Origin of the sequence: Aquimarina discodermiae (assembly GCF_040786235.1) — a bacterium.
Classification (GTDB): Bacteria; Bacteroidota; Bacteroidia; order Flavobacteriales; family Flavobacteriaceae; genus Aquimarina.
In genome coordinates, this window is record NZ_JBFMKP010000001.1 from 45,414 (window position 1) to 59,992 (window position 14,579).

The window sequence follows — 14,579 nt, forward strand, 5'->3', positions numbered from 1 at the left end:
AGCAACCTTATTCCACAAACTTAAGTTTGATATTCTAAAAGCTTTTGGGATGCTCTATGAGATTTCAACCAGTAAGAAAGAAGCAAATAGTATTTGGTTGGCAGAACGTTTTAGCCTGAATCAGAAAGCAACATGGGCATTCCGTCAGAAAGTACAGTTGGCTATGAAAAGTAGTGAGCAGTACCCTTTAGAAGATGAAGTTCATGTTGATGAGTTCGAGATAGGCACACCTTCAAAGGGGAGAACAGGGAAGAAATAAAAGCGATAAGAAAATCAGGCAGGCGCTATGCTAAAGTGATAGAGGATTATAGTGCCAAATCCCTAAAACCATTGTTTGACACGCATATAAAAAATGACGCAAGTATATTGGCAGATGGTTGGCCTGGTTATAATCCAATCAAAGAAGAATATCCTGATTTGAAACAAACTTCATCAAATAAAGGAAAAAGCTTTAAAATGTTGCATATACAGATTAGGAACTTTAAAAACTGGTTGAGAGAAGTTCATTCGTATTGTAATAAAGAATATATTCAAAAATACATCGATGAATATTTCTTTAGATTCAATAGAAGGAACCACAGAGTGTCAATTCAAGATAAAATATTAGAACGTTGTACAATGCATGAACCCGTAACTATTAAACAAATAAAACTAATTGCGAACTAAATGGGTAACCCTATAATAGTATATAAATGGTATAGTCAAAAAACGGGAACTGAAAAGTTCCCGTTTTTATTATTTTTAGTATTATTAGAAGTTGAATAGTTAGGTCTTAGAGTTTGAGCAGGCATGGTACTATTTTAAGAAATTTACGGTTTTGATTATTAGACTATTCTTTCATGTTAAGAGAAAAAAGAGAGCTTATGAGGTAGTTAAACATATAGTAATTGTATAGTAAAGAAATGGTAATGTTAAAGTCCTTGACTCTATTCTTAAAAAAGGTTTTAGCTTTGACAGTTTATAGTAATTACTCTATAAAAAGATGTTTTTTTTCGTCAAAAGGTTTCTTGTTGATAGCGTTTATTGGTGTGGGTATAGATGGTGAGAAGAAGAGGGGTAATGAAATGACTTTTTCATTTAGAGAATTCAATGGTGTTTACGTAACAATATTGAAATAATAATAATATCTCGCGTAGTTTTGTTACGCTTTATCCAGTTAACTTTAGTTTTTATCCTTTATCCTGCAAAAAGTAAAGTTTGTTTAAAATCCCCATAATGAATAAGAAATTACTTACGATTGGTTTGTTTAGTATTATGTTTAGGTAATTTATTACCATTTCTGATGTGCTTGTAATTGTAACTTTGTTTTTTATTTAACACAAAAGTTAACTTAAACACATTTTTTATCCATTAAATACTAAAAAAAAAGAATCTGGGTTAAGAAAAACCCTTTTTTCTATTACACTAAAAAATCAAAAGAAAACTATGAACAATTAAGAGACACAAACACAGAAGGCATTATTTCTAATTGAATGAATCAAAAAAAACACAAACTATTAATTACAATTAACGTAAAATGAAAAATAAGATTATACTACTTTTTGCTTGCTTATTTGTTTTTTATTCCGGATTATCGCAGGAAAAATTATGGGAAAGGAACTTTGTAAGAAAAGCAAGAACTGATCAGGGGGAACCGTCAAGTATTGCTTCCTATAATTTAAATCTAGATGGTTTAAAAGCAGCCCTGTCTCAATCACCAAAAATAGGGAAATCTTCTGGTGATTTAGGGATAATTATTTCTATTCCTGATGAAAATGGAGATGAAAGACTATATAGATTTATAGAAAAGTCAAATTTTCATCCTGATTTAGCTAAAAAATTCTCAACTATTAAATCGTACTCTGGTGTTTCTGTTGATGGAAGCCAAAGTTCGGTTCACATTAGTATAAGTTCAAACAAACTTAGTGGTGTGATTATAGATTCTAAAAATTCGAAAAACCAGTTCATAAAAAAACAAAATAATGGTAATATTTATACTATTAGTTCAGCATTAGAAGGACAGGAAGATCAAGTGTTTCAGTGTGGAAATACTCATAATGAAAACGATGCTCATGTAAATCACAGTACTTCAGAGAAAAAAGCAGGAAGATCTGCTGTATTAGCTGGTAGAAATGCTAATGATGCTACATTAAGAACATTTAGATTAGCATTAGCAACTACTGCTGAATTTTCTAATTTTTACATTAACCGAGCTAATGTATCTAATGGTACCAATCAACAGAAAAAAGCTGCGGTGCTTGCGGGATTAAATGATATCATGACAAGAATTAACGCTGTGTATGAAAGAGATTTAAGTGTTCGTTTTCAATTAATAGCCAACAATGATGATGTTATTTTCCTTAATACAAATACTGATGGTCTTACCCATAATAACAGTAGTACATTATTTAATGAAGCTCATGGGGTAATCTCTAATGCAGTAGGAAATGGTAATTTTGATATTGGTCATGTATTAGATTTGTCTAACAATGGAGGTTTTGGTAATATAGGTTCCATATGTCGGGATACGAGAAAAGGTTCAGGGACTTCTACAGGACTTGCACCAGAAGGTAATTTTTTTAATACATTACTGCTACATGAATTAGGTCACCAACTAGGAGCTAACCATACTTGGAATTCTTGTAATAATAATGGTGGTAGAGCTAATTTTAATGCTGTTGAGCCTGGTAGTGGTTCTAGTATTATGTCTTATGGAGGTATTTGTGGAGCGAATAATGTTGTAGGGGCTGAAAATAAAGGTACATATTTCCATGCTAGAAGTATAGAGGAAATGTGGGCAGTCGTATCTAATACAGGTTGTGGTACAAATACTAATACAGGGAATGCTGCGCCGACAGCAAATGCTGGAGCAGACTTTACCATACCAAAGTCTACTCCTTTTGTATTAAGAGGAACAGGTAATGATAATAACAATCCTGCAAATAGCTTAACGTATACGTGGGAACAAATGGATTCAGGAATTGAAGTTATTTCTCCATATGGAATAACAGGTCCAGCTTTTCGTTCTGTGTCTCCTTCTTCATCTCCCGAACGTTATTTTCCAGCAATTTCTGGGGTAGCTAGTGGATTTGTTTCACCTTGGGAGAGTCTTCCTGCAGTTTCTAGAGATATGAATTTTAGATTAACGGTAAGAGATAATAATAATGGTGGAGGAAGCAATGCTTCAGATGATATGAAAGTTACTGTTAATGATGATGCAGGGCCTTTTGTAGTAAGTTCTCCTAATACCGATCAAATTATTTGGACTCCTGGATCAAACCAAAATATTACCTGGAATGTTGCAGGAACTACTGGTAATGGAATCAACGCAGCGACTGTGGATATTCTATTATCTACTGATGGTGGAAATACATTTGGCACTACCTTAGCGTCTAATGTTCCTAATGATGGTTCGCATCAGATTACAGTGCCAAACAGCCCTGGAAGTTTAAACAGAATTATGGTTAGAGGAACCAATCATATTTTTTATGATATATCTGATAAAAGTTTCTTTATATCAAATGGCTCTGATACGACACCGCCAAGTAGACCTATAGGTTTAACGGCGACAAACCCTGCAAGTACCTCTAATATTGCTGCAACTTTGAGTTGGACGCCATCTACTGATAATGTGGGTGTCGCAGGATATATTATAGTGCAAAACGGAGAAGAAGTATTTACTTGGAATAATCAAAATACTAGTGAATTGGTGATGCGTGGTTTAGATGATGGTACTCAGTATTCTTTCCAAGTAATAGCTTTTGATGCGGCTGGTAATAGATCTGTTGCTAGTGCTGTTGCAACTGTTACTACTACCGGAAATGCACCAACAGCACCTCAAAATGTAGTAGCTACCAATATAACGCAAACAGGAGTAACCTTAAATTGGAGCTCTTCTACAAGTTCAGGAACGAATATAGACGGATATAGTGTATTTGTAAATGGTGTGTTTACACTGTATACAAAAGATGTAACCCCAAATAATTTGACTTTTGCACAGCTTAATACGTTGACCCCAGGAAGAACGTATAGTATTACGGTAGGCGCCGTAGATGGTAATAATGTTAGGTCGAGAAAAAATTCTATTCCAATAGAAGTTACAACTATAGGAGATAATTTCCCTCCATCTACCCCAATCAATTTAACAGCCACTGCACCAATAGATCAAAATGAAAATCCGCAAACTGCTGTAGATTTGAGTTGGACCGCGTCTACAGATAATATTGGTATTGGAGGATATATTATTGTGCAAAACGGAGAAGAAGTGTTCACTTGGAATAACACAAGTACTGCAATTACGATGCGTTCTTTGACTCCGGGTACTCAATATACTTACCAAATCATAGCCTTTGATACGGCTGGTAATAGATCTGGTCTTAGTACATCGGCAACTGTTACTACAGCTGGCGTATCACCGGTTGACACAACACCACCAACTACCCCTACCAATTTAACAGCTACTGCACCGCAAGATCAGAATGAAAATCCACAAACTGCAGTAGACTTAAATTGGACAGCATCTACAGATAATATTGGTGTAACGGGATATATTATAGTACAAAATGGACAAGAAGTATTTACATGGAATAGCACAAGTCCTGCAATTACAATGCGTTCTTTAACTCCAAATACTCAATATACTTTTCAAATCATAGCCTTTGATGCGGCAGGAAACAGATCGAATCGTAGTGCGTCAGCAACTATTACTACAGCTTCTGATGTATTGCCTGGTGATACAACACCTCCTTCTAACGTTACTAATTTACAAGCAGGAAGTATTACACAAACAACAGCAAACCTAACCTGGAATGTTGCTACAGATAATGTAGGTGTTACTGGATATGATATTTTTAGAGGAACAGAAGCTACAGCTTTAGCTACCTCAACTACCAATAGTTTTCAGTTAACTGGATTAACTCCAGCGACTACGACTACTTATGTAGTAAAAGCAAAAGATGCAGCAGGAAATACCTCTGTTAATAATAGTAATACAGTAACCGTGACAACCTTGGGTGTTGGTAATCCAACATATTGTGCGGCGGGTAGACAAGGAACCAATTATATAGCACAAGTTACTTTTGGCGCTATCGACAATTCAAGTAATAATGGTAGTTATTCTGATTTTACTTCTCAAAGTACTTCGGTACAAAGAGGGCAATCTTTATCGCTTACGATTACTCCAGGATTTACTGCCACTAACTGGACAAGAAATGTTGTAGCGGGTTGGATTGATTGGAATAGAGATGGTACATTCTCTACAGCAGAAAGAGTATTGTTAAAAAATCCAGGTGTTGGTGGACAAACCACTACTGTAACCGTGCCTAATGATGCTCAATTTGGTTCAACCAGATTAAGAGTGCGTTATAGATGGGCTAGTGAACCTAATCCATGTGGCACATCAACGAGTGATGGTGATGAGGTAGAAGATTATACGGTTGTTGTTGCTAATGGTAATGAGGATACAACAGCGCCAACTGTGCCTACCAATTTAACGGCTACTGCACCACAAGATCAAAATGAAGATCCACAAACTGCGGTAGATTTAACATGGACAGCATCTACAGATAATGTTGGAGTAACAGGATATGTTATTGTACAAAATGGACAAGAAGTATTTACTTGGAATAATACAAGTCCTGCAATTACAATGCGTTCTTTAACTCCAAATACTCAATATACTTTCCAAATCATAGCCTTTGATGCGGCAGGAAACAGATCGAATCGTAGTGCGTCAGCAACTATTACTACAGCTTCTGATGTATTGCCAGGTGACACAACACCTCCTTCTAACGTTGCTAATTTACAAGCAGGAAGTATTACACAAACAACAGCAAACCTAACCTGGAATGTTGCTACAGATAATGTAGGTGTTACTGGATATGATATTTTTAGAGGAACAGAAGCTACAGCTTTTGCTACCTCAACTACCAATAGTTTTCAGTTAACTGGATTAACTCCAGCGACTACGACTACTTATGTAGTAAAAGCAAAAGATGCAGCAGGAAATACTTCTGTTAACAATAGTAATACGGTAAGTGTAACGACTACAGGTACTACTAATCCTACTCCTACCTACTGTGCTGCAACGGCTAATGATGGGCCAGAAGGGATTAGTAATGTTACTTTTGCTGGAATCAACAATTCTTCTGTTAGAAATGCAAGTGGATATGATGACTTTACATCAATATCTGCTACAGTAAGTGCAGGATCAAGTCATAACCTAAGCGTTGATATTATTGGTTATCAAGGAGGAGGAAGTGATGAAATTTATGCTTTCTTTGACTGGAATAGAGATGGGGACTTTGCAGATGGAGACGAGAGTTTTACCCTCACCAAGACAACGAATCTTAGAGGAGATGTATCTGTTACCGTACCACAAAATGCAGTAGCAGGAGATATCAGAATGCGATTATTAGTATCTTACTATAATGCAGAAAATAATCCTTGTGATACTGGTTCAAATGATGTTCGTTTTGGAGAGTATGAGGATTATACTATAAATATTACGGCAGCTAAGTCGATTACTACTACTCAAAAACCTTTCTATATTGTATATGAGAATCCAGTTAAAAATGAAAAATTAAATATTGGATTGAATAATGCTGCTAATGGTTCAGCAGTAATTACATTGTATACTATTGCAGGAAGAAAAGTATTGGCGCATACGTCTAAAGAGGGCGAAAATACAATAGGTGTAAATGTAAGTGAATTGGCTCAAGGAATGTATGTTGCCAGAATTGAACAAGGAAATGAAAAAGCAACTGCACGAATAATTATTGATAGAAAATAATGATTAGGTTGTAGCCATAAATTTTAAAGATGATATAGTATTCAGTTAGAATACGTCATAAGAATCGGGAGTTTAAATAGCTCCCGATTTTTTTTATTCATATTTTAAGACCGTTGCAAAAGGTCGGGTTACTTGATTTAGTTTTTCTATTAGGTAGATTTTTTTGGTCAAATACCTCTAAATTTTCAAATCTCTTTTAGTTTTCTAAGATATATGTCTATTTCTACTGCTGATTTCTCTTAATTTTGGCAATTAGACGCAATTACCCCTGAACTTCGTTACAAATTGTAACACATAGCTTCCATAAGATTTTTGAGTATGCTCTTGTATTTTGTTTTACCACCAGAAAACCATCTTTTTATTCCTCCAAAAGTACGCTCTACTTTAAATCTTATTTTTCCTATCAGTTTATTGAATTTTTTCTCCCAATGATTTAAAGGCTTGTTTTTATAAGCTTTTTTTAGAATATGGTTTTTAAGTTTACGTTCTTTAAGAAGTGTTGCGTTTTTCTTTGATTGATACCCTCTTTATCTGCTTTTAAGGGAATTTTTGTGGTAAATCTGCTGTGTCCAATACCGCTCCTAAATTACCAACTTCGTTAGTAATTGCTTTGGTGATTAACACCCCTAAAACCAAATCTTAGTGTCACATAATACTTTTTATAACCATACCGATATTTGCCTTGCTTTTTTAGTAAAGAGGCTTTTTTGTCTACACTATCAGCATACTCTTTAGTCACTTCTACTTCTTCAAGATTTTCCCTATTCTCTGTGACCTTATGATTGGTTTTACTTTTAGGTTTTAAGGAGGTATCTATCACACTAGCATCTATAGGCTCTGGTTTTAACAATAATGCCAGCAGATTCTAATTGAGTATGATTTGTTTAAAAAGTGATTCATAGGCATTAGCCTTGGTCAAAGCTGTTCTAAACCTGCTTAAAGTACTATGGTCAGGAGCTATTTGATCAATATTCAAGCCACAGAAATAATTAAAGGAAATACTATCATTGACTCGGTTTTCTACCTCATAATCACTCAGACCGTACCAAGTCTGAAGTAAACACATCTTAAATAATAACAAACCACTATAACTAGGTTTGCCTGCAGCACTTTTACCTTTAGCATAATGTTGTGAAAGAATAGCAGAGATAGCGGCCCAATCTATAAGACTATTAATCTGGGTAAAAAAAGGTATGTTTGATTTTTCTTGATTGTAAATCGCAGATGCTATCTGCCAAAGCAGGGTGAGATATTAATTCCATATCCAAAAGATAAAAAAAACTAAGATATTAGAAAAACTCTTGCAACGGTCTTATTTTTTTGATGGAGTCTGGTATTAAATTAAATTTTTAGAGAAAACCCCTTGGTTTTTAACATAGAAACTCAGGTTATTACGTTTTATGGTCAATGGTCTTCTGTGAAAAACTATTTTTATCGATTTTTGGTTCTTATTACGGCTGTAGTGTAATGAGAAAATGATGATTGTAAATGTGAAATTTATAGAAAATTTGATTTTAAAAACTAAAAAACGATATGTCCATAAAAAAAAGTGTTATAATATCTTTATTTACCGTACTTTATCTGCGTTTTTAAAATCAAATTTTCAATTTTTATTTTTTTTTAAGAAAATGTAGGAATGTTGAAAAATCTTACATGAAAATATGAATTCACTTACTATCGGTGAACTTAGTATTACTTTTGGGTAGTTTAGCACAATTTTCAGATATTGTTTATTGTAACTTTGTAATTAATTAACACAAACTTTACATTGTTATGAAAAATTATTACCAAATTCTTGGGGCGTTTTTGTTGTTTTTTATTTCAGCAATTACTTCAACTGCACAAGAACACAACTCATGTTCTTTTCCCAAAGGAATGGGAGAATATTACCAAGAAAATCCTGATGAATTAGCAAAGAATATTGCTTTTATGAAAAAAGCAGAATTCAAAAAAGAGCTATTCAATAATGCAAAATATAGCAAAAAAGCGAGTAAGTATATTATACCTGTGGTATTTCATATTTATGGTAACGACTGGCCGATAACTAATGATAAGAATGTAGATGTTACTGAAGAAAGAGTTAGACAGGCAGTAGCAGATATTAATGCAAACTTTCAAGGTTTTAATGATTCGGTTGACCCTGCATTTGCAAATATTGAAGGGGGTATGGACATAGAATTTAAATTAGCTCAAATAGATCCTGATGGAAATACTACAAATGGTATTATTTTTCATGAATATAAAGAAGGTTTTGGTTTAAATGGAACTAATGATGCCGAGATAGCGAAGTTTGCTTGGGATAATTATAAGTATATGAATGTTCATATGCAATTAATTATAAAAGCAGGAAGTAAAACACAATCAGGAATCGCTTGGTTCCCTGCTACAGGAATGTCTGATGAGGGAATAGCAAGGGTTGTTTATAATGGACGATATACTATCTATGATCCACCAGCATCTTCATTAACTCATGAATTTGGACATTGGTTAGGATTAGACCACACTTTTGGTGGTGGTGGATGTGTTGCAGGAGATGATAATGGAGATAAAGTAGCAGATACTCCTCCAACAAAAGGAAATACTTCTGCGGCACCAGGAGGAAGATCGTGTGTTTCTGGTAAGACAAACTGTTTTGGTAATTTAATTAATCATCAAAACCATATGGACTATAATCCTTGTGAATCTATGTTTACCAAAGGACAGGTAGCACGTATGACAACTTGGTTAGATCATGATGCACGTAAAACCTTATGGACCGACGCAAATTTAATAGCTACAGGTGTAAAAAATGATTTAGGAGCCAGAGTATTGTTTAATTATCAGTTACCCGATGATAGTGACATTGATAAGTCTTTAAACATTTTGGAAGATTTTGCAAATAATGGTGCAATTCAAAATAAGAAAAGAATAAAAGCAGTTGGTGGTGCCAAGTTTGCTGTGACGGGAAACTTGCAATTGGGGACTCATTTCTCTGCATCAGGTGTGCCAGCGGGCCTTACTCCTGTACTTAATGTTACAGATGATGAAAATGCTATATTAAGTTTTACAGGTAATGCTACTAACCATGAAGAAAATAACTCAACAACGGTAACGATCACGATATTAAATCCTGCCATAACAGGAGGAGTTTCTTCATTACACTCGACTTCAGGAACTTTTAAATTAAAGTTCTTAGATACATATCAGATATATTATGAGTCATATAGTCCTTTTTTACATATTGGGCGTTCTGGCACAAATCCGGTATCTGATGTAAATTCAAAATTTAATTCTTTAATAATTGGAGGGCAATTAAGAACCAGGTTAAAAATGTATGATGGTGATCAACTTACTATCGATAATTTTGCTCAGGGATTTGAAATCTTATGTGATGCCAATACAATTAACGTAAAGTATTTTTCGGAAAATACTAACATTAATGCTAATACTAGTGGTACTTGGGCAAAGAAACCAGAAAGTTCTATTGTGTCTCCTCCGGTACTGTCAAGTCCTACCTATACTACTTGGAGAAACAGAACCGGTTATGTGGCAATTAGGGTTCCGACTCCTACAGGTACTTATGTATATGGATGGTTAAAAGCTATAGTGTCTTCTAATGGAGAAGAGGCAGACGTTACTAGTTTTGCCCTCAACCCAGACCCAGGAAAAGCAATTACAGCAAGAGTAGAGAGAGCACATTTGATTTATTCTTCTGATAGATTTTTGGAAAGCGTTAAAAACGATAATACTATAGAAAACGAAATTACTGTAGATCTCAAAAGTACAACATTTTCTAAAACAGGAGCTTTGTCTAGAGGAGTACATTATACTGTAGAAAATATACCTCCTGGGTTAATATTAAAAGTGAATGCTACAAGTTCTACTCAAGTAAAGTTGAGGATGGAAGGAGTAATGGATGGTATTAACTCTTCTTCTGCTACAAAAGCTTGGGCTGCAGTTAGAGATATTAAATTCAAATTTTTGGACGTAGCATTTGTCAATCCTAATGTAGAGTTTAAAGATTTTAATTTTGGGATCGAAAAAATAGGTAAATCTTATATAGGAAACAATGTTGCCAGAGCTACTTTTAGTGTAGGGCAATCGTTGTCTTCTCCCCCTGGTCAGTTTACTATGATTAATTTTACTGATCAACTTTCAAATAGATCTTCGAGCTATCAATTTCAGGAATATCCGGCTTCTAATACTAATAATGAATTCCCTGGTATTAAACTTATTTCTTTTAGAAAAGATGCTGTTGCGAATAATAATTTTGAATTAACTCCTTTAAATAAAGGAGTATTAATTGGGCCAAATAGTTCTTGGAAACAAGGTAGACAATATCATTTAGGAAGAGGGCAACACATGCTGATCTCTGATACTTACACTGCGTGGAGAGGTAGAACGGCATATGTTGGAGTTCGAATAAGAAGATCAGGAAGAATGCATTATGGATGGATTAAAATAAAAGTAAGCTCAAATGGTACACAGATCACGGTTGAAGAATACGGAATTAGTGGAATCCCTGAAGCCGATATTAGAGCAGGAGAATTAACATCTAATAGTGTTCAGGATTATTGTACAGCAGGTAGTTCTTTTGGGCCAGATCATATCAAACGGGTAACTTTTGCCAATATTGATAATTCTACGGCAAGACCTGATTCTGGTTATGATGATCAATCAGATAATGTAGCAAAATTGGTAAGAGGTGAATCGTATGACATTAAAGTTGAAATTTCTGGAAATAGTACCAATGAAATTTATGCATTCTTTGATTGGAATCAGGATAAAGATTATAGAGATACCGGTGAAAGAATTGAGTTAGATATTCCTAATGGGCAAACTACAGGAGAAGCTACAGTAACAGTGCCAACAAATGCTTTATTAGAAGGTTCTAGTATTCGTTTTAGAGTATCCAGAAGTAATAATACGAATGATTGTGGATCTACAGGTACTGGAGAAGTAGAAGATTATGGAATGTTTATTTCTAATGAAGAGATTGCTACTTGTGAAGATGGAATTAAAAATGGTGATGAAGAAAAAATAGATTGCGGTGGTTCATGTAAACCTTGTGAGGTATTTACCGAAATTTGTGCTGCCGAAACAACAGATGCTAATAATACTCTAAATATAACTAATGTGAGTTTTGGTAGTATTAATAATTCTACAATTATACATAATTCTTATAATAATTTTACAAGTCAAACTACTAATCTAGAGAAAGGGCAGTCAACTACTTTGACAGTAACTCTTAATAATAATTGGGATCCTAATCAAGTGATGGTTTGGATAGATTGGTATAATGATAAGGATTTCTTAAATACAGAGGATGTAGTGATGCAGAAATCGGGAAAAGGACCATCTGGAGCAATCTATTCTACAAGTGTAACGCCTCCTGCAGATGCTGTGATTAACACCAGTCTAAGAATGAGAGTGCGTGCAGGGTATACCGATATACCTAGTCCTTGTGGTACAAGAACAGGTCTTGGAGAAGTAGAAGATTATACCATTACTATTGGGGGATCTGCTCCTGTAGATACCCAATCACCTTCATCCCCTACTAATCTAGCAACGGCTAATGTTGCACAAACCACTTTGATATTAACATGGAATGCCGCTACAGATAATGTTGGTGTTACGGGTTATGAAGTGTTTAGAAATAATCAAAGTCAAGGTACAGTATCCACTACTTCTTTCAATGATTCTGGATTAACGGCAGGAACTACATATACTTACTTTGTAAGAGCATTGGATGCGGCTGGTAATTCTACAAATAGTAGTGCTATAAATGTCACTACAGATAGTGATACTACAAATCCAGATCCTACATTACCTACCGGTTATTGTAATGCTGGTAACCAAGGAGGGAATAATATTGCCGAAGTTATTTTTGGTGATATTAATAATACCAGTGGTAATAGTGCTTATTCTGATTTTACATCGCAGAGCACCAATGTTACCAAAGGACAAACACTTTCTTTAACCGTAAATCCTAATCCAGCATTAAGTAATTGGAGCTCTAATGTAGTTGGAGCATGGATTGACTGGAACAGAGACGGTGATTTTGAAGATGCAGGAGAAGAAGTGTTGATGAAGTCTCCAGGTTCGGGAGGAGAAACTGCTAACGTTACTGTACCAAATGATGCTCAAAGTGGGGCAACAAAGTTAAGAGTACGTTATAAATGGTTTAGTAACCCTGATCCTTGTGGCACCTCATCTAATAATGGTAATGAAGTAGAAGATTATACAGTTGTTATAGGAGGTTCGACTCCTGTAGATACTCAGGCACCTACATCTCCTACTAATGTAGTGGCATCTAATGTTGCACAAACCACTTTGATATTAACATGGAATGCCGCTACAGATAATGTTGGTGTTACGGGTTATGAAGTGTTTAGAAATAATCAAAGTCAAGGTACAGTATCCACTACTTCTTTCAATGATTCTGGATTAACGGCAGGAACTACATATACTTACTTTGTAAGAGCATTGGATGCAGCAAGTAATTTTGCAAATAGTGGCTCTATAAATGTTACTACACAGCAAACTACTCCTACTGTGAATGGAGGTACTGTAGTGACAAACGATAATCAGATACAAGTTACTACGATAACCGGTGATGGTATTGCAGATGTTATTAGTTTTACCAATGCAAATTCTTCAGGAACAAATTATTCGTACTTAATTACTGATGCTAATGATAATGTATTAGTAGTTGAAACAGCTTCGCATGACTTCGAAGGAGCTACTGTAGGTATCTGTAAAGTATATGGTATTGCTTATGAAGGGACTTTAAATGCAGTTGGTAAAGCAATCACAGATAGTAGTTTGGCTTCAGGTAATTTTGATGTATCTAGCAATTCGATTACCGTAGATAGAATATCTCCAACAAATCCAAGTCCTACGTATTGTAGTGCTACTGGTAATGCAGGTCCAGAAGGAATAACCAATGTTACGTTTGCAGGAATTAATAATTCATCTGTTAGAAATGCAAGTGGATATGATGACTTTACTTCTATATCAGGAAATGTAAACGCAGGAAGCAGTTATAACCTAAGAGTAGATATCGCAGGGTATAATGGTGGAGCAGATGATGAAATCTATGCGTTCTTCGATTGGAATAGCGATGGAGACTTTGCAGATGCAGATGAGAGTCTTGAGCTAACCAAAACAGGTAATCTTGTAGGAGAAATTTCAGTTACTATACCACAAACGGCAGTAGCAGGAGATATTAGAATGCGATTGTTAGTGTCATACTATCCGTTGGAAAAGAATCCATGTGATACCGGTACTAATGATGTTCGCTATGGAGAGTATGAGGATTATACTCTTAATATTACGGCAGCTAAGTCATTATCGCTAAGAACGTCTTTCTTTAAAATAGTTAATATTCCAGTTAAAAGCGGGGATGATTTAAGAGTGAAATTTGATAGTACAGTAAGTGGATCTGCTAAATTAGAATTGTATAGTAGTAATGGTACAAAAGTATTGGATCGTGCAATTCAAAATATAGGAGAAAATACTATTTCTATAGATGTAAGTGCTTTGTCTAATGGATTGTATTTCGCTAAAATTCAAAATCAAAATCAACAAGAAACGAAAAGAGTTATGATCGGAAGGTAGTTAAATAGTTTATAGTAATTAAACACGATACTTATCGGTATAGTAAAAATCGGGGACTTTTTTGTCCCCGATTTGTTTTTGTAAGGGTTTTTTTAGAGTGTATATAGTTTAAGATTGAATCCATAAAATGTCGTTTTTTGACGTTGATTGATATTGTTGTAAGATAAGATGTTTAGTGTGATGAAATGTATTGGCATAGTCGTTTTCTTAG

6 protein-coding genes and 1 pseudogene are annotated in these 14,579 nt (G+C 34.8%); 4 read left to right on the plus strand and 3 right to left on the minus strand.

Going from position 1 to position 14,579, the window contains the following annotated elements; genetic code table 11:
* Positions 1–49 precede the first annotated feature (49 nt).
* The 3 genes from ABW636_RS00185 to ABW636_RS00195 all read left to right on the plus strand — a co-directional run bounded on the left by ABW636_RS00185 (position 50) and on the right by ABW636_RS00195 (position 6,769).
* Positions 50–259 (plus strand): hypothetical protein, encoded by a 210-nt coding sequence (locus ABW636_RS00185; RefSeq protein ID WP_367587925.1) that lies wholly within the window; start codon positions 50–52, stop codon positions 257–259.
* A gap of 5 nt (positions 260–264) precedes the next feature.
* Positions 265–666 (plus strand): IS1595 family transposase, encoded by a 402-nt coding sequence (locus tag ABW636_RS00190; RefSeq protein WP_367588068.1) that lies wholly within the window; start codon positions 265–267, stop codon positions 664–666.
* An 850-nt stretch (positions 667–1,516) separates the two neighbouring features.
* Positions 1,517–6,769, plus strand: coding sequence for a fibronectin type III domain-containing protein (locus ABW636_RS00195; RefSeq protein ID WP_367587926.1), 5,253 nt, complete (start codon positions 1,517–1,519; stop codon positions 6,767–6,769).
* A gap of 278 nt (positions 6,770–7,047) precedes the next feature.
* On the opposite strand, the pseudogene ABW636_RS00200 reads toward ABW636_RS00195, so the two are convergent.
* The 3 genes and pseudogenes from ABW636_RS00200 to ABW636_RS22615 form a co-directional block, all read right to left on the minus strand.
* Positions 7,048–7,284, minus strand: a pseudogene (locus tag ABW636_RS00200) (transposase); the annotation flags it as partial.
* A gap of 83 nt (positions 7,285–7,367) precedes the next feature.
* Complete coding sequence (locus ABW636_RS00205) at positions 7,368–7,619, minus strand: hypothetical protein (protein WP_367587927.1); 252 nt, start codon at positions 7,617–7,619, stop codon at positions 7,368–7,370.
* Between the two features lie 15 nt (positions 7,620–7,634).
* Positions 7,635–8,012 carry a transposase gene (locus tag ABW636_RS22615; RefSeq protein ID WP_508093814.1) on the minus strand — a complete coding sequence of 126 codons (378 nt, stop codon included), beginning with the start codon at positions 8,010–8,012 and terminating at the stop codon, positions 7,635–7,637.
* Positions 8,013–8,542: 530 nt separating this feature from the next.
* Here ABW636_RS22615 and ABW636_RS00215 point away from each other — a divergent pair.
* Entirely contained in the window at positions 8,543–14,368 is a 5,826-nt protein-coding gene (locus ABW636_RS00215) for a GEVED domain-containing protein (RefSeq protein WP_367587929.1), read from the plus strand.
* Positions 14,369–14,579: the final 211 nt, after the last annotated feature.

What these genes read in the sequence shown, in the direction of transcription:
- ABW636_RS00215 (WP_367587929.1), top strand. Translation starts at nt 8,543, where the DNA reads ATGAAAAATTATTACCAAATTCTTGGGGCGTTTTTGTTGTTTTTTATT.
- ABW636_RS00195 (WP_367587926.1), top strand. Translation starts at nt 1,517, where the DNA reads ATGAAAAATAAGATTATACTACTTTTTGCTTGCTTATTTGTTTTTTAT.
- ABW636_RS00185 (WP_367587925.1), top strand. Translation starts at nt 50, where the DNA reads ATGCTCTATGAGATTTCAACCAGTAAGAAAGAAGCAAATAGTATTTGG.